Origin of the sequence: Actinoplanes sp. NPDC048967, from assembly GCF_040649415.1 — a bacterium.
GTDB lineage: Bacteria > Actinomycetota > Actinomycetes > Mycobacteriales > Micromonosporaceae > Actinoplanes.
On sequence record NZ_JBEZFL010000010.1, the window covers coordinates 345,540 to 367,921 of the forward strand.

At 71.0% G+C, this 22,382-nt stretch carries 19 protein-coding genes; 4 read left to right on the plus strand and 15 right to left on the minus strand.

The genetic code is table 11. The annotated features are described in order from the left end of the window. Positions 1-336 precede the first annotated feature (336 nt). Positions 337-708 (minus strand): hypothetical protein, encoded by a 372-nt coding sequence (locus AB0C12_RS36185; RefSeq protein ID WP_360554791.1) that lies wholly within the window; start codon positions 706-708, stop codon positions 337-339. Positions 709-905: 197 nt separating this feature from the next. On the opposite strand from AB0C12_RS36185, the gene AB0C12_RS36190 reads away from it, so the two are divergent. Then, complete coding sequence (locus AB0C12_RS36190; protein WP_360554793.1) at positions 906-1,649, plus strand: ABC transporter ATP-binding protein; 744 nt, start codon at positions 906-908, stop codon at positions 1,647-1,649. A gap of 10 nt (positions 1,650-1,659) precedes the next feature. After that, positions 1,660-3,537 (plus strand): ABC transporter permease, encoded by a 1,878-nt coding sequence (locus AB0C12_RS36195; RefSeq protein ID WP_360554794.1) that lies wholly within the window; start codon positions 1,660-1,662, stop codon positions 3,535-3,537. A 3-nt stretch (positions 3,538-3,540) separates the two neighbouring features. Here AB0C12_RS36195 and AB0C12_RS36200 read toward each other — a convergent pair whose 3' ends face one another. Together AB0C12_RS36200 and AB0C12_RS36205 are read right to left on the minus strand one after the other, a co-directional pair. Beyond that, a complete protein-coding gene (locus AB0C12_RS36200; protein WP_360554796.1) occupies positions 3,541-3,924 on the minus strand; it encodes a VOC family protein in 384 nt (127 codons plus the stop codon). Beyond that, complete coding sequence (locus AB0C12_RS36205; protein ID WP_360554798.1) at positions 3,924-4,331, minus strand: universal stress protein; 408 nt, start codon at positions 4,329-4,331, stop codon at positions 3,924-3,926. The genes AB0C12_RS36200 and AB0C12_RS36205 overlap by 1 nt, the downstream gene beginning before the upstream one ends. A 111-nt stretch (positions 4,332-4,442) precedes the next feature. Here AB0C12_RS36205 and AB0C12_RS36210 point away from each other — a divergent pair, with 111 nt between their 5' ends. Next, entirely contained in the window at positions 4,443-5,867 is a 1,425-nt protein-coding gene (locus tag AB0C12_RS36210; RefSeq protein WP_360554800.1) for an APC family permease, read from the plus strand. A gap of 4 nt (positions 5,868-5,871) precedes the next feature. On the opposite strand, the gene AB0C12_RS36215 is transcribed toward AB0C12_RS36210, so the two are convergent. Next, positions 5,872-6,636 (minus strand): dihydrodipicolinate synthase family protein, encoded by a 765-nt coding sequence (locus tag AB0C12_RS36215; protein WP_360554802.1) that lies wholly within the window; start codon positions 6,634-6,636, stop codon positions 5,872-5,874. A gap of 38 nt (positions 6,637-6,674) precedes the next feature. Further along, positions 6,675-7,568: an NmrA family NAD(P)-binding protein gene (locus AB0C12_RS36220; RefSeq protein ID WP_360554803.1), complete on the minus strand. Its 894-nt coding sequence runs from the start codon at positions 7,566-7,568 to the stop codon at positions 6,675-6,677. Between the two features lie 100 nt (positions 7,569-7,668). Here AB0C12_RS36220 and AB0C12_RS36225 point away from each other — a divergent pair, with 100 nt between their 5' ends. Further along, positions 7,669-8,220, plus strand: a complete 552-nt coding sequence (locus AB0C12_RS36225) for a TetR/AcrR family transcriptional regulator (RefSeq protein WP_360554805.1) — start codon at positions 7,669-7,671, stop codon at positions 8,218-8,220. A gap of 115 nt (positions 8,221-8,335) precedes the next feature. Here AB0C12_RS36225 and ugpC read toward each other — a convergent pair whose 3' ends face one another. The 10 genes from ugpC to AB0C12_RS36275 all read right to left on the minus strand — a co-directional run bounded on the left by ugpC (position 8,336) and on the right by AB0C12_RS36275 (position 22,358). Continuing rightward, on the minus strand, positions 8,336-9,505 hold the full coding sequence (gene ugpC, locus AB0C12_RS36230) for a sn-glycerol-3-phosphate ABC transporter ATP-binding protein UgpC (protein ID WP_360554807.1): 1,170 nt from the start codon (positions 9,503-9,505) through the stop codon (positions 8,336-8,338). A 36-nt stretch (positions 9,506-9,541) separates the two neighbouring features. Then, the gene (locus AB0C12_RS36235; protein WP_360554809.1) at positions 9,542-10,375 is read right to left on the minus strand and encodes a carbohydrate ABC transporter permease; all 834 of its coding nucleotides are present in this window, start codon (positions 10,373-10,375) and stop codon (positions 9,542-9,544) included. A 2-nt stretch (positions 10,376-10,377) separates the two neighbouring features. Further along, on the minus strand, positions 10,378-11,289 hold the full coding sequence (locus tag AB0C12_RS36240; protein WP_360554841.1) for a sugar ABC transporter permease: 912 nt from the start codon (positions 11,287-11,289) through the stop codon (positions 10,378-10,380). A 44-nt stretch (positions 11,290-11,333) separates the two neighbouring features. Next, the gene (locus tag AB0C12_RS36245; protein ID WP_360554811.1) at positions 11,334-12,557 is read right to left on the minus strand and encodes an ABC transporter substrate-binding protein; all 1,224 of its coding nucleotides are present in this window, start codon (positions 12,555-12,557) and stop codon (positions 11,334-11,336) included. Positions 12,558-12,814: 257 nt separating this feature from the next. Beyond that, on the minus strand, positions 12,815-15,070 hold the full coding sequence (gene yicI, locus AB0C12_RS36250; RefSeq protein ID WP_360554812.1) for an alpha-xylosidase: 2,256 nt from the start codon (positions 15,068-15,070) through the stop codon (positions 12,815-12,817). An 11-nt stretch (positions 15,071-15,081) separates the two neighbouring features. Next, positions 15,082-15,966, minus strand: a complete 885-nt coding sequence (locus AB0C12_RS36255; protein WP_360554814.1) for a carbohydrate ABC transporter permease — start codon at positions 15,964-15,966, stop codon at positions 15,082-15,084. 1 nt (position 15,967) lies between these two features. Then, positions 15,968-16,873: a sugar ABC transporter permease gene (locus AB0C12_RS36260; protein WP_360554815.1), complete on the minus strand. Its 906-nt coding sequence runs from the start codon at positions 16,871-16,873 to the stop codon at positions 15,968-15,970. After that, positions 16,870-18,177 carry an extracellular solute-binding protein gene (locus tag AB0C12_RS36265; RefSeq protein ID WP_360554817.1) on the minus strand — a complete coding sequence of 436 codons (1,308 nt, stop codon included), beginning with the start codon at positions 18,175-18,177 and terminating at the stop codon, positions 16,870-16,872. The genes AB0C12_RS36260 and AB0C12_RS36265 overlap by 4 nt, the downstream gene beginning before the upstream one ends. A 134-nt stretch (positions 18,178-18,311) precedes the next feature. Continuing rightward, entirely contained in the window at positions 18,312-19,316 is a 1,005-nt protein-coding gene (locus AB0C12_RS36270; protein ID WP_360554818.1) for a LacI family DNA-binding transcriptional regulator, read from the minus strand. Between the two features lie 90 nt (positions 19,317-19,406). Then, entirely contained in the window at positions 19,407-22,358 is a 2,952-nt protein-coding gene (locus AB0C12_RS36275) for a glycoside hydrolase family 3 C-terminal domain-containing protein (RefSeq protein ID WP_360554820.1), read from the minus strand. Between the last annotated feature and the right edge of the window lie 24 nt (positions 22,359-22,382).

Here is a 22,382-nt window from a genome sequence, read left to right on the forward strand (position 1 = left end):
ACGACGGCCGCCGCCGCGGAGGACGCCCAGAGTTCAATGTCGAAAGTCCCGCCGTCGCGAAGTCCCCCGACCGCAATGAGCAACACCACCACAGCGAATGCGAGAGTGCCCCAGCCGGCTGCGGAGTGGAACCGCACCGACCAGCCGACCAGTCGTTCCGATGCCGGGGATGGGACGCCACAACGACACGGGCAGGCCAGCGGGTGGAGTTTCATTCCTGAACGGTTCGTGGGCAGGTCCGCGGACGGGCTCAGAACTCCGGCGAGTCACCCAGAAGTGCTGATCAGCTGGGGCGGAGCGCCCGGCCCGGTCGGGCCGGACGCTCCCACCGCCGGCTCAGGTGTCCCGGCGGGGGCCGGAGTGCCGCACCGGCCGCACGGGCCGGCCGCCGCGGAACTCGTCACCCCAGCGGGACGTCTTCGGCCGGGACCGGATTGCCGGCCCCCGCCAGTCCGGACGCCAGCCGGCCGTCAGCGCCTGGTCGATACTCGCGGCGACCGTCGACGAGGACACGGGCCGGCCCGCCGGCGCGGAGTGGTCCGGCAGCGTGACCATCAGCAGAGCGCCGTGGCCGGTGGCCTGCTCCACCACGAAGGGCAACAGGTTCCAGCCGTCGCCCTGGTGGTAGGCCGCCCGCCGCCGCACCGTCCACCGGTACGCCGTCCCACCGACCGTGATCGGCTGCGATCGCCTCCGTGCCACTGCCATCCGTCGTCCCTCCCGCATCCCCGTCATGCTCGGATGCCCGACCCTACCGACGCTGCGCCGGACCCGCCGCCGTATTTCGGCCGGGTGACCCTCGATCCGGCCACTGGATCGCCGGCCGTAGGGTTAGCCCTACCCCGGATCCGGGGGGCCACCGCAACGCTTTCCGTGGGCCGTCGCCATACGTTCGAGCAGTGACGATGACGACGACTCCCACCCCCACCACGACCGCGGTCGCCCTGCGCGGCGTGAGCCGCGGTTACGGCCGTGGCGCCACCGCCGTCCGGGCCGTCGACGACGTCGACGTCGAGTTCCGCCGCGGCACCTGGACCGCCGTGATGGGCCCGTCCGGCTCCGGCAAGTCCACCCTGCTGCACCTGGCCGCCGGCCTGGAACGCGCGGACAGCGGCCGGGTGCTGCTCGGCGACACCGACATCACCGCCGCGAGCGACAACGAGCTGACCGCCCTGCGCCGGACCCGGATCGGGTTCGTCTTCCAGAGCTTCAACCTGATCGGCTCGCTGAGCGCCGAGCAGAACGTGGCCCTGCCGCTGCGGCTGGCCCGCCGGCGCCCGGGACGCGCCCAGGTCCGCCAGGCCCTCGACGCCGTCGGGCTCGGCGACCGGGCCCGGCACCGCCCGCGCGAGCTCTCCGGCGGCCAGCAGCAACGGGTGGCGATCGCCCGGGCCATGGTCACCGCGCCCGAGGTGCTCTTCGCCGACGAGCCGACCGGGGCGCTGGACTCGACGGCCGCCCGTACGGTCCTGGATCTGTTGCGGGCCATGGCCGACCGCGGCCAGAGCATCGTGATGGTGACCCACGACCCGGCCGCCGCCGCCCGCGCCGACGGGGTGCTGTTCCTGCGGGACGGCCGACTGGTGGACCACCTCGCCGGTGCGGGTGCCCGCGAGGTCGCTGACCGCCTCGTCGCCCTGGAGCGCTGACATGCTGCGGATGAGTTTCTCCGGACTGGCCGAACGCTGGCAGTTGTTCGTCGGCGCCACCCTGTCGGTGTGCCTGGGCGTCGCGCTGGTGCAGTCGTCCCTGCTGCTGCTGATCTCGGCGGCCACCCTGGACCCGCCGGCCGGCCTGTCCCCGGCTGAGCGGCTGCACTTCAGCGACAGCGCCGAGGCGTCGGTGGCGCTGCTCGGTGTCACGCTGGGCTTCTCGACGTTCCTGGCCGTGTTCATCATCAGTTCCACGTTCGCCTTCACCGTGGCCCAGCGCCGCCGTGACCTGGCGCTGCTCCGGCTGGTCGGCGGCGGTCGCCGGCACGTGCGGCGGCTGCTCGTGGGCGAGGCGCTGCTGCTCGGCCTGATCGGGACCGCCACCGGCGTGCCGGCCGGGGTGGCCGTGATGGCCCTGCAGACCCGGCTGCTGGTCGGCTTCGGCTTCGTGCCGGACGGCTTCACCGGGCAGTGGCGCGGCTGGATCCTCGGCGCGTCGGCCGGGGTCGGCCTGGGGCTGGCGCTGGCCGGGGTGCTGGTCGCCGCCCGGCGGGCCGCGCGGGTCCGCCCGCTGGACGCACTGCGCGAACCCGACGCGGGCCGGGTCATGACCGCCGGGCGCTGGCTGACCGGAATGTTCTTCGCCGCCGGGACGGTGGCCCTGATCATCCTGGCCCCGGTGGGTGGGGCGGCCGGCGGCCAGGCCCTGACGATGAACGTGTCGCTGTGCGCGGCGGTCGCCCTGTCGCTGCTGGCGCCGGTGCTGGTCCCCGCGGTCGCCCGGCTGATCCCGGCCGCCGGGGTGACCGGCATGCTGGCCCGGGCCAACCTGCGCGACGAGGTCCGGCGCAGCGCGGCCACCGCGGCCCCGCTCATCGTGCTCATCGGCGTCGTCTTCGGGCAGGTCGGGGCGTCCGCCTCGTTCGCCGCCGCGGGCGTGGCCGAGCAGCGCCGCGGCACGGCCGCCGACCTGGTGGTCGAGACCACCGGACCGGGTTTCCCGGCCGTGGCCGGGGTGGCCTCCTTCTCCTCGGAGACCGAGACCCCGGTCCGCATCACCACGGGCCGCGGCGACACGGCGGACACCCTGATCGAGTCCGCTCTGGTCGTCGAGCCGGCGGCCTTCGAACGGGCCCACCCCGGCAGCGGCTCCCTGCAGGCGCTGCGCGGCAACGCCGTGGCGGGCGGCCCGGCCCGGGAGCGCTTCTCCCGGGGCGACACCGTGACGGCCCACTTCGCCGGCACCGACCACACGCTGCCGGTCGTCGCCGAGGTGCCGGCCACGATCGGTGGCGGGGCGGCCCTGCTGGTGCCGGTGGGCCTGCTTCCGGCGGAGCAGCTCGCCGAAGCGCCGACCCGGACGTTCGTCACCCTCGCGCCCGGCGCCGACACCGCCCGGGTCACCGCGGCACTGTCCGAAGTGGGCACGGTGACCGGCGTCGACGACTGGCTCCGGGCCGACGCCGAGGCCCGGACCAGCACGAGCGACAACATCATGCTGATCGTGCTCGGCCTCGGCGGCCTGTACGCGCTGATCGGGGTGGTCAACGCGGTCGTGATCGCCGCGGCCGCCCGGGGCCGGGAGTTCGCCGCGGCCCGGGCGACCGGCCTGACCCGCCCCCAGGTGCTGCGCGCGGCGCTGCTGGAGTCGTCGGCGGTCACCGTGATCGGCGTCTTCCTGGGCGCGTTGGCCGCGGCCGGCACCTACCTCGCGGTGCTGGCCACGACGTCGGCGGTGACCGGCACCGCGACGCTGGACCTGCCGTGGTCGCTGATGGCGGTGCTCGCGGTGGGGGCGTTCCTGGTCACCGGGCTGACCAGCCTGCTGACCTCCTGGTCGGCGACCCGGGCGGCCCCGGTCTCCCTGCTGGGCGCCCGCGAGTAGGAGTCAGGCCCATCCGGCCACGCAGAAGCGGTTGCCCTCCGGGTCGGCGAGCACCACGTACGGCGGCGCGCCCGGCTCGAGCTCCTGCGGATAGTACGGCCAGTCCACGCGCCGGGCGCCGAGGGCGAGGAGGCGGGCGACCTCTTCGTCGAGGGAGCGGTCGCCGGCGTCGAGATCGAAGTGGATCCGCGGCTGGTCCTGGACCGGGGTCCCGCTCAGGTCCAGGGCGATCGCCGCGCCCGGGACGCCGGCCGGCGGCTCGATGACGATCCAGTCGTCACCCGGGTAGCGCGGCGGGCGCCGGACATAGCCGAGCGCCTCGCTCCAGAAGGCACCGGCCCGCTCGCAGTCGTGCACGCCCAGCGAGATCTGCGCGAGCACCGCCATCAGGGATGGGTCACCACGAGGACCGGGCGGGACGCCTTCTCGATCAGCTGCAGGGGGACGCTGCCGAGGAGTCGTTCCGCCAGTGCCGGCCGGGAGCTCGCCCCGACCACGATCACGTCGGCCTGCTGCTGCGCCGCGAACTCGATGATCCGTTCCAGCGGGCGGCCGGGGAGCACCGTGCCCTGCGCCTCGACCCCCACGTCGGCCAGCCGCCGGATCGCCGTGTCGACCGCCTCGCGCGCGCCCTGGACGAACACGCTGCGCGGCGCCGGGGAGAACCGCTCCAGCTCCACCTCGTCGACCGCGACCACGGAGACGGTGGCGTCGGTCTGTTTGGCCAGCCGGGCCACCGCGTCGGTGATCCAGGGCTGGTCGGCGTCGGGCTTGGCAGCCAGCACGATGTGCATGTCGTCCTCCGGCAGATGGGATCACGTGGGTCGATCCTCACCCGTGCGCCGCGCCGGAACAAGCCTCAGCGGCGGCGCGTTCGCCGCTGATCGCTTACCGTGAGGCCAGGCATGTCGATGTGGAGGTACGCGGCTATGGCGGACGCGGGAACACGGGACAGCACCGAAGCCAAGGAACAACCCACTCTCAACCGGGTCATCGGCCCGTGGCTCCTGCTGCTCTTCGTCGTCGGGGACATCCTGGGCACCGGGGTCTACGCCCTCACCGGCAAGGTCGCGGGTGAGGTCGGCGGGGCGGTCTGGCTGCCGTTCCTGATCGCGTTCGTGGTCGCGCTGCTGACCGCGTTCAGCTATCTGGAGCTGGTGACCAAGTATCCGCGCGCGGCCGGTGCGGCGTTGTACACGCACAAGGCCTTCGGGATCCACTTCTTCACGTTCATGGTCACGTTCGCGGTGATGTGCTCGGGCCTGACCTCGGCGTCCAGCGCGTCGAAGGCGTTCGCCGGCAACTTCGCCGAGGCGTTCGACCTGACGCTGGGCGAGGGACTGGGACTGACCGCCGTGGCGGTCGCCTTCATGACCCTGATCGCCCTGGTCAACTTCCGCGGCGTCGGCGAGAGCGTCAAGGCCAACGTCGTGCTGACCTGCGTCGAGCTGACCGGCCTGCTGATCGTCATCGCCATCGGCGCGTGGGCGCTCGGCGGCGGCAACGGCGACCTGTCGCGGCTGGTGCAGTTCGACTCGCCACCCGGCGAGCACGCGTTCTTCTCGGTCACCGCGGCCACCGCGCTGGCGTTCTTCGCGATGGTCGGCTTCGAGGACTCGGTCAACATGGCCGAGGAGACCAAGGATCCGGTGCGGATCTTCCCCAAGGTGATGCTGACCGGCCTGTGCATCACCGGGGCGATCTACGTCCTGGTGGCGATCTCGGCCGTGGCGCTGGTCTCCCCGGCCGACCTCAACGAGGGCGACGCGCCGCTGCTCAAGGTGGTCGAGGCCGGGGCGCCCGCGTTCCCGCTGACCGTCTTCGCCTTCATCACCATGTTCGCGGTGGCCAACTCGGCGCTGATCAACATGCTGATGGCCAGCCGGCTGCTCTACGGCATGGCCAACGAGCGGGTGCTGCCCAAGGTGCTCGGCAAGGTGCACCGCACCCGGCGTACGCCGTGGGTCGGCATCGTCTTCACCACGCTGATCGCCTTCGGGCTGATCTGGTTCGCCGACCTGACCGCCCTCGGCGGCACCACCGCCCTGCTGCTGCTCTGCGTCTTCACCGTGGTCAACGTCGCGGTGCTGGTGCTGCGCCGCGACAAGGTGGAGCACAAGCACTTCAAGGCCCCGACGATCATCCCGGTCATCGGCGCGATCAGCTGCGCCTACCTGGCCAGTCCCCTCTCCGGCCGGGCCAGCGCCGACTACAAGGTGGCCGGCGTGCTGCTGATCATCGGCGTCGTGCTGTGGGCCATCACCTACGCGACCAACCGCTTCGTCCTGCACCAGGACACCACCATCGACCCGGCCAAGCTGGAGAAGTAGCCGGTCAGCCCAGCCGGCGTACCGGTGAGGTGCCGTACTGCCGGGCCATGGCCTCCTTGAGGCCGCCCGGCAGGGCCTTGGCCGCGCGCTCGGTGCGCAGCACGACGTGCTGTGCGGCGGCGTCGCGCTCCCAGGCGGCCAGGCACTGCTCCGGTACGAGGTTCGCCGCCGCCACGATGCCCCCGGTTGCGCCCAGCCAGCTCGCGTAGCCCAGCAGCGCCGAGGCCCCGCTGTAGACGGCGAGGTCCCCGTCCAGGCTGAGCTCGTGCCCCAGCCGGACCGGGTCCCCGCTGGAGTCCTTGATCCCGGCCAGGCCGAGCTCGCCCAGCGCCTCGACCGGCACCGGCCCGCCCGCCACACCCGGATAGTGGTAGGCCAGCACCGGCACCGCGCCGGCGGCCTCCACCACGTGCGCGAAGTAGCCGCTCAGGGCCCCGCCCAGCCGCGGTGGTGCGACCAGCACACCGTCCGCGCCGGCGTCGATCGCCGCGGTCACCCGGGCGGCGGCGGGCTGCCACCAGTCCCCGGAGGCACCGGCCACGACGGGCACCCCCGGGCAGGCCGCGCGGACGGCCGCGACCAGCTCCACCCGTTCGGCGTCGGAGAGGGTGGCGGCCTCACCGGTGCTGCCGTTCACCAGCACCGCCCGGATGCCGGCGTCCACGAGCCGGGCGGCGTGCTCGGCGGTGCCTTTCGCGTCGACCGCGGCATCGGCGTCGAACAGGGTGACCAGGGCGACGGCGGGCCCGGTCCAGAGCGGCTCAGTCATGCCTCCACCCTCCCCGACGCGCGGCCCGGCGGCCACCCTCAGCCCAGATGGGCCTGGGCCCAGGTGCGGAAGTCGGTCGTCGGCAGGCCGTACGCGTGGGCCTGCTCAGGGCGCGCCGGGCTGCCCATGAGCTCGGTCCATTCCTGCATCGGCACCATCATCTCCGGCAGCCCCCGGGCCACTGCCTGGTCCGCGGTCAGCACCGGCGCCGGGACCGGCCGCCCGAGCACCTCGGTCAGGGTGGCCGCGACCTCGGTCATGGTCAGGCGTTCGCCGGCCAGGTCCAGGTCGACGCCGTGCCAGCGCGCGGGATCGGCGAAGGCGGCCGCCGCGGCGGTCCCGATGTCGTCGACGGCGACCCAGCTCAGCTTCGTGTCCGGGCCGAAGGTGGTGACGAAGCCGTCCTGCGCCCAGTTGCCGAACATGAAGGACCACCCGAGCAGGTTCTCCATGAACGTGGCGGGCTTGAGGACGGTCCAGGATGCGAACCCCGCCCCGCGGACGGCCTCGTCGATGGCGGCCTTGCTCTCCCAGTAGTGGGTGTTCCAGCGGCCCTCGGTCCAGCCCGGGGTGCTGCGGGCGAACTCCCCCGCGCCGGCCACCGACGTGTGCACGAACTGCGGCACCCCGGCCGCCCGGGCCGCCGCGATGAGATTGCGCCCGCGGACGATCTCGGAGTCCGAGCCCAGATCGGTGACGTCGGGGGTCTGCACCGAGAAGACGCCGCGGGCGCCGGTCGCCGCGGGCACCAGTGTGCCGAGCTCATCGAGATCACCCACCACCAGCTCGGCGCCGAGAGCCGCGAGCGCCTTGGCCGCTTCGGCGTACGGATCGCGGACGAGGGCCCGGACGGCGACGCCCCCGGCGAGCAACGCCCGGGTGACAGCCCCACCCTGCTTGCCGGTGCCTCCAGTGACCAGAACCGGTGCCATGACACGTCCTTCCGCAGAAACGGGGCGGCCCCCCGTTTATCGTCCGCTACGATACGGAGGGCCACCCCATTTCACAACCCATCCGGTCGGGACGGTGAACATGCGACCCAGACGCGCGGACGCCCGGCGCAACTACGACCAGTTGGTGGCCGCGGCCGCCACGGCGTTCGCCCGCGAGGGGGCCGACGCCTCCCTGGAGGAGATCGCCCGGCAGGCCGGGGTGGGCTCGGCCACCCTGCACCGGCACTTCCCGTCCCGGCAGGCTCTGCTCAACGCGGTCTTCCACGGCCGGGTGGAAGCGCTGTGCCAGCAGGCCGACGAGCTCGCCGGGAGTGCGGATCCCGGCCCCGCGCTGACGACCTGGCTGCGCGCGCTCGGGGCCTACGTCGCGTCGACCCGCGGGCTGGCTTCGTCGCTGGTGCCGAGCACCGACAACGAATGTCACCGCATGATCGTGCGGGCCGGCGACGGGCTGGTCATCCGGGCCCGCGCGGCGGGCGCGGTCCGCCCCGAGGTGTCGATCGACGACCTGCTGACCCTGGTGACCGCCATCTCGATGGCCGTCGAGCACAACCCCGGCGAGGGCGGCACCGAGGCGGAACGCCTGCTCGGCCTGGCCATCGACGGCATTCACCCACGCGCGGCGGCATAGCGGCTCGGCCGGTGCGGCAGCCGACGATCGCGCCCGGTCGGCCGGGACGCCCCGGCGCCCGGCCCGGCTGCCGGCGACTGATCCGCCGCCGGCAGCGCCCCGGCGTCCCCGCGGGTCAGTCGGTGGTCACCAGGTTCTTGCCGGTGGCCCCGTCGAACACCTGGATCTTCGACGTGTCGTACCAGAGCCGGGCGGTCTTGCCGCGCTGGACGTTCGCGGCCGCGTCCAGCCGGGCCGTCACGTCGACGCCGCCGCTGTGCAGATCGTTGCCGGTGTCCTTGGCCAGGTCCTCCAGGTCCTTGGACCGGGCCTGGTCGCCCTTCATGGTGAAGTACGCGTAGACGTCCGAGCCCATCGCCTCGACGATGTCGATCGGCGCGTCGAAGGTGGCGCCCGGCTTGTCGCCGACCAGGGACGCTTCCTCGAAGTGCTCCGGGCGGATGCCGACGATCACCTCCCGTTCGCCGGTCGAGCCGTTGAGCGCCTGCCGGACCTGGTCGGGGAGCTTCGCCTCGCCCAGGGCCGTCACCACGCCGTCGGGGCGCAGCCGGCCGGGGAAGAAGTTCATCGACGGGCTGCCGATGAAGCCCGCCACGAACAGGTTCGCCGGGTGGGCGTACAGGTGGGCCGGCGAGCCGACCTGCTGGACCACGCCGCTGCGCATGACCACGACGCGGTCGCCCAGGGTCATCGCCTCGGTCTGGTCGTGGGTGACGTAGAGGGTGGTCGTGCCCAGGCTCTTCTGGATCCGGGAGATCTGGGTGCGCATCTGCACCCGCAGCTTGGCGTCCAGGTTGGACAGCGGCTCGTCCATCAGGAACGCCTTGGGCGACCGGACGATGGCCCGGCCCATCGCCACCCGCTGGCGCTGGCCACCGGAGAGGTTGGCCGGCTTGCGGTCCAGGTGCTGGGTCAGCTCCAGCATCTCGGCCGCCTGCTCGACCTTCTTGCGGATGGTCGCCTTGTCCATCCCGGCCAGCCGCAGCGGGAAGCCCATGTTGTCGCCGACGGTCATGTGCGGGTACAGCGCGTAGGACTGGAACACCATGGCGATGTCGCGGTCCTTGGGGGCTTTGTCGTTGACCACCTGACCGTCGATGATCAGCTTGCCGGCGGTGATGTCCTCGAGGCCGGCCACCATGTTCAGCGTGGTCGACTTCCCGCACCCGGACGGGCCGACCAGGATGATGAACTCGCCGTCGGCGATCTCGAGGTTGAAGTCGTCCACGGCCAGGGCGCCGTCGGGATAACGCTTGACCACATGGTCCAGAACGATCTCGGCCACGTCAGCTCCTCCGGAGTAGGTATGCGGGGTGGTGGGTCAGCCCTTGACGGCGCCCGAGGTCAGCCCCGCGACGATCCGCCGCTGGAAGACCAGCACGAAGATCACGATGGGGATGGTGATGACCACGGCGGCGGCCGCGATCGGTCCGGTCGGTTTCTCGAACGTGGTGGCGCCGGTGAAGTAGCTCATCGCCGCCGGGACGGTCCGCGCGTTCGAGGTCGAGGTGAGCGAGAGGGCGAACAGGAAGTCGTTCCAGCACGAGATGAAGACCAGGATGGCCGTGGTGAAGATGCCGGGCATGGCCAGCGGGGTGATCACCCGGCGGAAGGCCTGGTACGGCGTCGCCCCGTCCATCTTCGCGGCCTTCTCCAGGTCCCACGGGATCTCCCGGAAGAAGGCCGACAGCGTGTAGATCGCCAGCGGGAGCGCGAAGGCGATGTACGGGATGATCAGCCCGGGCCAGGTGTCGAACAGCCCGACCGCCGTCTCGATCTTGAACAGCGGCGTGACCAGGGCGATCTGCGGGAACATCGACACCAGCAGGGCCATCGCCACGATGGTCCGCTTGCCCGGGAAGTCGAGCCGGGCGATGGCGTACGCGGCCATCGTGCCGAAGGCGATGGCGATCAGGGTGGCGATGATGCAGATGCCGATCGAGTTGGCCAGGGCCCGCAGGAAGTCCGGATTGTTGAAGATCGCAGCGTAGCTGTCGTTGCTCGGCGAGGTCGGGATGTAGTTGCCGTCGTTGAGGGTCGCGTCGTCCTTGAGCGACAGCGACACGATCCAGAGCACCGGGACGAACGCGTACAGCAGGACGATCACGTTGACGCCCCACCACATCAGCTTGCGGTTCGTGGTCTCCGGCTGCATGACTACCGCCTCCCCTCAGCGTCGGATCCGGGCGCTGCCGCCCCGAAGAACTTGATGAACGCGAACGCGATGATCCCGGTGGTGATGAAGATCAGCACCGACATCGCCGACCCGATGCCGAGGTTGAGCCCCCGGATCAGGTTGCTGTAGGCCACCATCGACACCGAGCTGGTCTTGTTGGACCCGCTGGTGAGGATGAAGATGTTGTCGAAGACCCGGAACGCGTCCAGGGTGCGGAACAGCAGGGCGACCAGGATGGCGGGCTTGATCAGCGGCACCGTCACCAGCCAGAACCGTTTCCACGCGCTCGCGCCGTCCATCGAGGCGGCCTTGAGCAGGTCCTCGGGCACCAGCGCCAGGCCGGCCATCAGCAGCAGCGCCATGAAGGGGACGGTCTTCCAGACCTCGGCCAGGATGATGATCCCGATCGACGGCCAGAACTCGGTCAGTGGCGCCGAGTTCTCCGGGGCCAGCCAGCCCAGCCCCTGGGTCCAGGCGAAGCGCCAGGAGAACGCCGCCACCACGGTGACGATCGCGTACGGCACCAGCGCCGAGGTGCGCACCAGCCCGCGTCCGACGATCGTGCGGTGCATGACGATCGCCAGCAGCATGCCGAAGATCAGCTCCAGGGTGGCGCCCACCACGGTGATCAGCATGGTGACGCCGAACGCGGTCCACCAGATCGGGCTGGACAGCACGGTGATGTAGTTGTCGAACCAGATGAACTCGTTGGCGTCCGGCTGGCGCAGGTCCGCCTTGTTCAGCGAGAGCCAGAAGGCGTAGATGATCGGGTAGGCGGCCACCGCGAGCATGATCAACACGGCCGGGCCGACCAGCATCAGCCCCAGCTTGCGCTCGGCCCGTTTGGCGTCGGTGTGGCGCTGGCGGGCGATCTCGGTGGTGCCGTCGTCCATGCGGTCTTCGGCCGCCTCAGCAGCCGCCGCGGTAGGAGTGGCTGTCATGGCACGATCCCCTTGCCCTCAATCGCGTCCTTGATGGAGCCGCGCAGCTCGTCCGCCGCCTTCTGCGGGTTGATGCTCTGCGGCGGGGACAGCGTGGTGGAGACGAGCGTCGAGATGTTCTGGTAAACCGGCGACACCGGGCGGGGCACGGCGGCCTCCAGCTCGGTCCGCATGACGTCGGCCATCGGGTACGCCTTCTTGAACTCGGGGAGCTCGAAGACCGTGGCCAGCGCCGGTACGTCACCGGCGTCGATGGCGGCGCTGAGCGCGTTCTTCTGGTTGCGCAGGCACATGGCCGCCTCGAACGACTCCTCGGGATGCTTGCTGTAGGTGCTGATGGCGTAGTTCATCCCGCCCAGCGTCACCTTGGGCGGCCCGCCGTCGACCGACGGGTAGGGCGCGTAACCGAGGTCGTCGACCAGGTCCGGGTTCGCCTCGCGCATGGCGCTGAGCACGTACGGCCAGTTGAGCGAGAAGGCGGACCGTTCGGCCTGCAGGTCGGCGAAGACCTCGGGCTCCTGGGCGTTGGACAACGACGCGCTGGTGACCCCCGAGGTGGCGAGTTTGCGCAGCAGCGTCAGCGCCTGCACGGTCTTGTCGTCGATGGTCGGCTCGGAGCTGTCCTCGTTGACCAGCGTGCCGCCGTACGCGGTGATCAGGTTGTTGACGTTGACCACGTAGCCCTCGTACTGGGCCGCGGTGAGCCCGATCTCGTAGGGCTTGCCCTGGGCCTTGAGCTGCTGGGCCATCGCGATCATCTCGTCGAACGTCTTGGGCGGCGTGGGCACCAGCGACTTGCGGTACCACAGCAGCTGCACGTTGGTCGTGCGCGGTACGCCGTAGAGCTTGTCCTTCCAGGTCGCCGTGTCGATCGGCGGCTGGAGGGTGTCCTTGGTCGCCTGGGCCTTCTGGTCCCCGGTCAGTTCGCGGATCCACTTGGCCTCGGCGAACTCCGCCGTCCAGGTGACGTCCATGCCGAGCAGGTCCATGCCGTCGTCCTTGGCGGCGAGCCGCCGGACGAACTGGTCACGCTGGCCGTCGGCGTCGCTGGGGAGCAGATTGCCGACGATGGTGTAACGGCCGGCCGCCTGTTGGTTGCAGTCGGCGATGATCTTGTCGAAGCCGGTGCCGCTGGCTCCGCCGTAGAGGTTGACCACCGTGCCCTCGGGTCCGCTGGAACAGGCCGCGAGCGAGGCGAAGAGGGCCGTCACCCCGATCATCGCGGCCCACCGTGACGGCCGCCGGGGCGTCGTCGGTCGTGGAATCATCATCGATCCTCCGTCCGGGCAAACCGCTGGCTCACAGTGGCCCAGCTCACAGCCCTGACCCCGACATTGCCAGATATCGCTGGCAGGCGCGAGTGGAGGAGAGCAATCTTCTGTAACAAGGTGTTCATGGACGGTGACAACGTGGCAGCCCGCCCGAAACGTGGCGGTGAGGCGGGAATTGCCCGCCCCACCGACCCGATATCCGATCTTTACGGCAGGCGCAGCTCGCAGGTCGCGACGTCGGCGGCCATGTCGGCCACCACGTCACCGGCGCGCACCCGCCACGGCGCTGCCGCCCCGGTGCGGACGACCCGCACGGTGCCGCCCGACCGGGTCACCGCGAAGGTCGTCGCCGGCTCCCCCGCCGGTCCCGGCACGGTCGTCGTCCGGGTGCCCTCGGCCAGCTCGTAGAGCTGCAACGTGACGCCGTCGCGGTAGTCGTAGTCCGGCCGGTCCGTGCGGGCTCCGATCGCCAGCACCGAGTCCGGCCGCACCAGCAGCGGCACGCTGGCGAAGCCGTGCGTCTCCTGCACCCAGCCCGGCCCCTCGACGACCTCCCCGGTGCCGAACCGGGTCCAGCGCCCGGCCGGCACGTAGTACGACGTGTCCCCCGCCTCGCTGAACACCGGCGCGACCAGCAGGTTGTCGCCGAGCAGATACTGCCGGTCCAGGTGCGTGACGGCCGGGTCGTCCGGGAAGCCGAAGACCATCGGCCGCATCACCGGCAGGCCCTCGCGGTGCGCGCGCCCGGCCGCTTCGAACAGGTACGGCATCAGCGACAGCTTCAGCCGGGTGAACGAGCGCAGCACGTCGACGGCCTCCTCGTCGAACAGCCACGGCACCCGGTACGTCTGGTTGCCGTGCAGCCGGCTGTGCGAGGAGAGCAGCCCGAACGGGATCCAGCGCTTGAACACCGCCGGGTCCGGCAGCCCCTCGAAGCCGCCGATGTCGTGGCTCCAGAAGCCGAAACCCGAGGCCGCCAGGGACAGCCCGCCGCGCAGGCTCTCCGCCATCGACTCGTACGTCGAGGAGTTGTCGCCGCCCCAGTGCACCGGGAACTGCTGGCCGCCGACGGTCGCGGAGCGCGCGTACACCACGGCTTCGCCCTCGCCGCGGTGTTCGCGCAGCACGTCGAAGACCACCCGGTTGTAGAGCTGGGTGTAGTAGTTGTGCATCCGTTCCGGGTCCGAGCCGTCGTGCCAGACGACGTCGAGCGGGATGCGCTCGCCGAAGTCGGACTTGAACGCGTCGACGCCCATCTCCAGCAGGGCCCGCAGCTTGCCCGCGTACCACTCGCAGGCGTCCGGGTTGGTGAAGTCGACCAGCGCCATGCCGGCCTGCCAGCGGTCCCACTGCCACACGTCGCCGTCGGGCTTGCGCACCAGATAGCCGGCCGCCATGCCCTCGGCGAACAGCGACGAGCGCTGCGCGATGTACGGGTTGATCCACACGCAGGTCCGCAGTCCCCGGTCGGAGAGCCGCTTGAGCATGCCCGGCGGGTCGGGGAAGATCCGCGCGTCCCACTCGAAGTCGCACCAGCTGAACTCGCGCATCCAGAACGTGTCGAAGTGGAAGACGCTCAGCGGCAGGTCCCGCTCGGCCATCCCGTCGACGAAGCTGGTCACCGTCTCCTCGTCGTACGACGTGGTGAACGAGGTGGTCAGCCACAGCCCGAAGGACCAGGCCGGCGGCAGGGCCGGGCGGCCGGTCAGCGCGGTGTACTTGCGCAGGATGTCGGCCGGGGTGGGGCCGTAGATGACCAGATAGGACAGTGCCTGCCCGGCCACGCTGAACTGGGTACGCGAGACCAGCTCGGAGCCGACCTCGAAGGACACCTTGCCGGGGTGGTCGACCAGCACGCCGTAGCCGCGGTTGGTCAGGTAGAACGGCACGTTCTTGTACGCCTGCTCGCTGCTGGTGCCGCCGTCCTCGTTCCAGATGTCGACGGTCTGGCCGTTCTTGACCAGCGGGCCGAAGCGCTCGCCGAGCCCGTAGACGGCCTCCCCCACACCGAGGTCGAGCTGCTCGTGCACGTAGTGCTCGCCCTCGGCGGTGTCGACGACCCCCATGCCCTTCCACCCGCTGCCGGTCAGGCGCCGGCCCTCGGCCAGGAAGTCGAGCCGCCACGCGTCGCCGTCGGCGAACCGGGCGGTGAGCGCGCCCGAGGTGAGCTCGTTGCCGCGCACCTGCGCCTGGAAGCCCGGATCGGCGGCGATCGCGAAGTCCGGCTTGCGCGGCCGGGCCCCGGCGAAGTGGCCGATCGACACCCGGATGACGTCGGGCGCCGGCGCCGAGCACGTCACCGTGATGATCGGCGCGTCCAGGGTGTCCCCGCGTCCCTGCACCCGCTTGGCGGTGGCGAAGGCGGTCAGCGTGCCGGCGCCGGCCGACGTGTCCTGCAGCTGCACCGGGTGCAGCACCGTCAGCCCGTCCCGCTTGCGCCAGTAGCCGTCGGTGAATTTCATACACGGTGTCCTTACTTGATGGCGCCGGCGGTGATGCCGCGGGTGAGGGTGCGCTGGAAGATGAGGAAGAACAGCATCGCGGGCAGGATGCCGATCAGCGCCGAGGCGCTGGTGGTCGTGGCGTCCATCTGCCGGTCGCCCTGCAGCACGCCGAGCGCGACCGGGACGGTCTGGTTGGCGTTGGAGATCAGGAAGACCAGCGGCAGGAAGAACTCGTTCCACGTCCAGATGAAGAAGAACGTGAACAGCACGGCCAGCGTCGGCCGGCTGACCGGCACGACGACCCGCCACAGTGTCCGGAAGCGGCCGGCCCCGTCGACCGCGGCCGCGTCGAGCAGCTCGGTCGGGAACTCGGCGTAGACCGAGGAGAGCAGGTACGTGCCGAACGCGCTCTGGATCACCGTGAAGATGATGATGATCGAGAGCAGGCTGTCGTACAGGTGCAGGCTCTTGGACAGGTAGTACAGCGGGTAGACCAGCACCTCCTGCGGCAGCAGGTTGGCGACCAGGAAGAAGACCAGGAACCAGACCCGGCCGCGGACCCGGCCGATGCCCAGCGCGTACGCGTTGAAGACCGACAGGATCACGGCCAGCACCGACACGACGGCGCTGGTGATGAAGCTGTTGAGCAGCTTGCGGCTGAAGTCGACCCGCTGCCAGAAGTCGACGATCCCGTCCCAGTGCAGCGACTTCGGCAGGGACAGCGGCCCGTTGCTCGCGTAGTCGGCCGGGCTCTTGACCGCGTTGAGCGCGACGACCAGCAGCGGCGCCACAACGAGCAGCAGCAGGACGAGCAGCACGCCCAGCACGATGTAGCGGGCCGGGTACCGCCGCCGGTTCACCCCCGCCTGCGTGGGGGCCGCCTGCTTCTCGGGTGCGGTGGCCAGAGCGGTCATGTCAGGCTCCCTTGCGCTCGTCGCGGGTCTGCAAGCGCAGGAAGACGAACGCCAGCACCACGATCAGGACCGTCAGCACGGTGGAGATCGCCGAGCCGTAGCCGACCTGGGCCTTCTGGAAGAAGTTCTGCCAAGCGAAGTACGACGGCACCAGGGTCGCGTTGCTCGGCCCGCCCCGGGTCAGCACGAAGATCTGCCCGAAGATCTTCAACGCGGCGATGGTGGTGGTCACCAGCACCACGTAGAACTCCGGCTTGATCAGGTGGACGGTGATGTGCCGGAACCGCTGCCACCAGCCGGCCCCGTCCAGGTCGGCCGCCTCGTAGAGCTCGGGGTCGATGCGTTGCAGGCCGGACATGAACATGACGATCGGGTAGCCGAGCTGGAACCAGACCATCACCGCCATCACGCTGTAGAGCGCGTACTTCGGGTCGCCGAGCCAGTTGCGGCTCAGCGCGGAGAGCCCGACGGAGTCCAGGATCCGGTTCAGGGCGCCGTAGCTCGGGTGCAGGATCCAGCCCCAGACGATGCCGGTCACCGCGACCGGCAGCACCTGGGGCAGGTAGAACCCGGAGCGGAAGACACTGGCCCAGCGCGGCCCGAAGATCTTGGCGATGTAGTCGAACAGCACCGCCGCCAGCAGCAGGCCGAGCAACGTCGGTATCACGGCCATGGCCAGGATCAGCAGCACGATGTGCCCGAACGAGGCCCAGAACCGCTCGTCGTGGAACAGCCGGGTGTAGTTCTCGAAGCCGACCCACACCGGGCTGCCGATGCCGGACCACCGGGTGAAGCTGATGCCGACGGTCATCACCAGGGGCACCACGATCACCGCGAGGGAGGCCAGCACCCCCGGGACGAGGTACCAACCGAACCCGGCGGTGTGCCGGCCTCCCTGCCGGCTCATTTGCCCAGGTCGGTCAGGTTGTCCTGGTACGGCTTGGCGACCTCGTCGAGCATCTGCTGCGGGGTCTTCGAGCCGTTGATCAGCCCCTGCACGCCGCCGACCATGACGTCGTAGTAGCCGGGCGCGGGCCAGTCCGGGTAGAACGCCAGCCCGTCACTGGAGGAGATCTTGGCGAAGTTGTCGATGAGCTCCTTGTTCTTCGCGTCGGTGATCCCCGCGCTGTCCGCCGCGACCGGGACGCCACCGTTGTTGCCGAGCAGGTTCTGCACCTCGGGCTGCATGGTGATGTCGATGAAGTCGTACGCCAGGCTCTTGGCCTTGCTCTTGGTCGGCACCACCCACAGGTTGCCGCTGGAGCCGGGGTGCAGCGTGTTGCCGGGGAACAGGAACGTGCCCCACTGGAAGTTCTTGATCTCCGAGGCGAACCGGCCGTACCACCAGCTGCCCGAGATCATGATCGGGAACTTGCCCTGGGTGAAGGCGACGCCCATGTCCTCGGCCTTGATGCCGGCCGAGTTCTTGGCGATGTAGCCCTTCTTGACCCAGTCGGCGAAGGTCTGCGCGCCGAAGGTGAGCTCCGGGCCCTGGAAGTTGACCTTGTTCTTGTAGAGCTGGTAGTCGTCCACGAAGGCCCGGTTGGCCTTGGACAGGGCCAGCTCGTAGAAGATCTGCTGGGCGGGATACTCGGCGCCGCCGACCGACAGCGGCGTGACCTTGGCCTTGACGAAGGTGTCCATCGCCGACTCGAACTCGGCGAGGGTGGTCGGCACGGCGACCTTGTGCTTGGTGAACAGGTCCTTGTTGTAGTAGACCATCACGTACTCGCCGTAGTTGGGCACGCCGAACGTCTTGCCGCTGCCCATGATGCCGTCGCCGTCGTACTTGGTGGTGGTCTGCAGGCTCGGGCTCAGCTTGGCGTCCCAGCCCCGCTTCTCCGACTCCTCGGTGAGGTCGGTGAGCAGGCCCTGCTTGGACAGCAGGCCGGCGGTGGCGTTGCCCTTGTTGTACTCGAGGATGTCCGGGGTGCTGTCGGAGTTGAGGATCATCCCGGCGTTCTGCTGGATCTGCTCGAAGCTCTTCTCCTCGAACTTCACCTCGACGCCGGGGTGGCTCGCCTTGAACAGCTCGATCGCCTTGGCCCAGGCGACGCCCATGGCGCTGGTGGGGCCCTCGTAGTGCCACAGGGTCAAAGTCTTGGCGTCGGCACCCTCGTCGCTGGAGCCGGAATCACTGCACGCGGTAAGGCCGAGGGACGCCGCCAGTAGCAGCGCGCCCGCGGCGAGGCTCATACGGGATCTGACCATGCCGTCCTCCCAGGGGAAACCGTGTTCGTCGAAGCGCTTCGACAAATAGCCGTCGAAGCGCTTCGACGATGGGGCTTGGGCAGACGCTAGGGAACGGCTCACCTCCATGTCAACAGTGTGACGGCGAGATTTCCTCAGTCGCGGGAAGAGCAGCTGTCCCGCTCGACGATGGTCGGCGCCAGCAGCCGGGTACCCGGCGTACGGCGGCCGTCCAGCAGGTTCATCGCCGTCTCCACGGCCAGCGTCCCGACGTCGTGGGCGGGGATGTCGGCCGAGGTCAGCCGGACCGGCAGGCTCACCGCCACGTCGCGCGGGCACACCGCGACGATGGACAGGTCCTCGGGCACCCGGCGGCCGCTGGCGCGCAGCTCCTCCAGCAGCGGCACCAGCGCCTCCTCGTTGTGCACCACCAGCGCCGAGACCTCCGGCAGCTCGGCGTCCATCTCGGCGAGGCACTCGCGCACCCCCGCGGCGCCCGGTCCGCACGGGTGGGCGACCGTGTCGAGCCCCAGCTCGGCGGAAGCATCAGTGAAGCCGGTCAGGAACCGCGACGCGTACGTGGTGCCGCGCTCGTACACGGCCGGGGAGGGGCCGACGAGGGCGATCCTGCGGTGCCCGTGCCCGGCCAGGTGCTTCAGGCACTCGGCCGCGGTGGCCGCGAAGTCCAGGTCGACGCAGGCGATGCCGGCCGCGTCGTCGGGCAGCCCGATCAGCACCGAGGGCTGCTTGAGCCGGCCCAGCGCCGGGATCCGGACGTCGTCGCGCTCGACGTCCATCACGATCAGCGCGTCGACCATGGTGGCGCCGGCGACGCGTTCCAGGCCCGCCGTGCCCTCGTCCTTGGTCAGCAGCAGCACGTCGTGGTTGTACGTGCGCGCCGCGGTCACCACCGCCGTCACGAACTGCATGATGACCGGCACGCTGACGTCCACCCGCAACGGCACCACCAGGGCCAGCACGCTGGTGCGGCTGCTGGCCAGGGCGCGGGCCCCGGCGTGCGGGTGGTAACCCAGCTCGGCGATGGCCGCCTTGACCCGGGCCTGGGTCTCGGCGGAGATCGGCCGGCGCCCGCTGAGCACGTACGAGACCGTGCTCATCGAGACGCCCGCCGCCCGGGCGACGTCGCTGATCGTCGGCATCGCCCTCCCCGTTCTGCTCACTGTCGGCCTGCCGATCCTACTGACCGTCACCACGGGCACCCCGGCACCGCCGCGCCGGGGTGCCGGTGATCACCCGGCTGCCCGGAAGGTGGCCAGCCGCACCCCGTCACCGAGGACCAGATACACGTCGTGCCGGCCCCGGACCCGCTCCAGCCGGGCGCCGGCCGTGGCATAGGTGTACTTGTCGCCGGTGCTCGCCACGGTGGCCGTACCCAGCAACCGGCCGGTCGGTGCACCGAGGCGGACCTCGACGGTGCCCGGGCCCGGGCTCGCCTTGGCCACCCGGGCGGTGAAGGCCGTACCGAGCCGCGAGTCCTTGAACGCGATCCAGTCGCCGGCCTTCGCCGCGCCCACCGCGGTGCCACGTGGCTTGCTCTCATCGACGAGCTGCGCACCGGCGTACGCGTCGAAGCTCTCCGCTCGGGTCGTCCGGGTCAGGTCCCGGGCCGGGATGGTCTCACCCCGGACCCGTAGCGGGCCGCGCTGCCGGATGTCCGCCGACGAGGAGCCGGCGAGCAGGTCGTGCACGGACGATTCGAGCACCGGGCGGCCCCGGGTGACGTCCCAGTGCGCGAGGTCGGCGAGCGGGAAGCTCAGCGTGACGGTCCTGGTGGCGCCGGGCGCGAGGCTGACCCGCTGGAACGCCCGCAGCTGCTTGACCGGCAGTTTGTCCCGCGAGGTGCGCTGGTGGCTGTAGAGCTGGACGACCTCGTCCCCGGCCCGGCCGCCGGTGTTGGTCACGTCGACGTGCACGGTCACCGTGCCGCCGGACGTGCGGGCGCGCAGCGGCGAATAGCGGAACTTCGTGTACGACAGGCCGTGACCGAACGCGTAGAGCGGCCGCTGCCGGCTGTACAGGTAGGTCTGCTCCGAGGCGATGATGTCGTAGTTGAGCAGGTCGGCGGGGAGCTGGTCGTCCGAGCGGGGCCAGGTCTGGGTGACCCGCCCGGCCGGGTTGACGTCGCCGAAGAGCACGTCGGCCACGGCGTGGCCGGTCTCGGCGCCGGCGTGGGTGGTCCACAGGATCGCCGGTACGTGCTCCTGCTCCCAGGTGATCGAGTCGGGATAGCTGGTCTGCAGCACCACCGTCGTCCGCGGATTCGCCTCGAGCACCGCCTCGACGAGCGCGTGCTGGCTCTCCCCCAGCGCCGTTGTGGTGCGGTCGTGCGCCTCCCGCCCGTTGATGAACGGGTTGCTGCCCACCACGGCCACCGCGGCGTCGGCGCCGGTCACCGCGGCGACCGCCTCGTCCACACCGCTGCTGATCACCTCGCGGGTGAAGTGCGCGGCACCCTCGGCGGTGGCGGACCCGAGCGCCAGCCGGCCGTCCGCGCCGACCGTGACGTACGTGTTCGCGCCGAACCAGCTCTCCTTGGTCTCGTAGCCCGCGTAGTGCAGGACGTAACTGCCGTCGTCCTGCCGCTCGAGCTTGAACTGCTGCTGCACGAACCAGCCGTTGGGCTGCTCGTCGCGGGTCAGCAGCGGACCCCAGTTGTAGCCGAGGTACCGGCCGTTGGCGACGTTGCGCAGCGTGGCGACGCCCTGGCCCCAGTCGACCGTGTCGAACTGCGCGGCGGTGCCCGCGCTGGTGCCGGTGGCCGTGACCGCGTCGGCGTCGGTGGTGCCGGTGGCCGTGACGTACCGGCCGGTGGTGGTGTCCTTCAGGGCGATCCGGTCGGCGCCGTCGCTGGTGGTCACAGTCCTGGCGCGCTCGCGGATGCCGTCCAGGGTGGTGACCTCGTAGGGGAGCTTGCCGCCGTACCAGTCGGTGTAGAGGGTGTCGGCCAGCGGGCCGACCACGGCGACCTTGCCACCGGGCCGCAGCGGCAGCGCGCCGCGGGAGTTCTTGAGCAGCACCGCGGCCTTGCCGGCGGTCTCGCGGGCCAGCGCGCGGTGAGCCGGGCTGTCGATGACGGCGGGCGTGATCGACGCGTACGGGCCGCCGTCCGGATCGAACTCGCCGAGCCGGAAGCGGATGCTCAGCGCGTGCCCGGCCGCCTCGTCGATGTCGTCCTCGGTCAGCAGCCCCCGGGCCAGGGCCTCCTTGACGGCGGTCACGGTCGGCCCGCCGTTGCCGTCGTCCACGGTGAAGCTGTCCAGCCCGGCCTTGAGCACGGCGGCGTCCGCCTCGGGCTGGGTGGCGAAGTACGCCTGCGACCGGGTCAGGTTGTACGGCGCGCCGGCGTCGCTGACGTTGAACAGCGGCCGGTCACTCCAGCCGCGGACCAGGTCCGAGAAGTCGGGGTCCACGGTGGCCGGACGGCCGTTGACGAGGTTGTAGGACGCCATCACGCCGGTCGCGGCGCCGGCCCGCAGCGGGATCCGGTACGCCGGGCGCTCGTACTCGTTGAGCACCCGCTGCGGCACGTTCGACGACGTCACGTCCCGCCCGGCCTCGTTGTTGTACGCCGCGTAGTGCTTCAGCGTGGGCGCGGTCCGCAGGTGGTCAGGGTCGTCACCCTGCAACCCCCGCCCGTACGCGGTGGCGATCGCGCCGGTCAGCAGCGGGTCCTCGGAGTAGCCCTCCTCGTTGCGGCCCCAGCGCGGGTCACGCAGCGGGTTCACCACCGGCGCCCACAGGTTGAGGCCGAACACCCGCGGGTTCTGCGCGTGGTAGCCGCGGGCCTCGGTGCCGACCACCGAGCCGACCCGGCGCAGCAGGGCCGGGTCCCAGGTGCTGGCCAGCCCGACGGCCTGCGGGAAGGCGGTGCCCTGCGCGGTCACCACCGCGCCGCCGGCGTCGATGTCGTTGGACCAGGCCACCCCGTGCAGCGCCTCGGTGCCGGCCTTGAACATCTTGAGGCCCAGCCGCGGCACGGCCGGCTGGTACTGGTGCAGCAGTGAGATCTTCTCGTCCAGGGTGAGCCGGCCGAGCAGGTCGCCGACCCGGGCGTCGAGCGCCAGGTGCGGATCCCGGAACGGTGGGGACGGCTCGGCGGCGGCCGCGGCGGGCACCGCCGGCAGCGTGAGCACGGCGAGCGCGACGACGGCGAGGGCGCGCCGCAGAGGCCTGTTTCGCATGTCTGTCTCCTGGCGGAGCCGGTC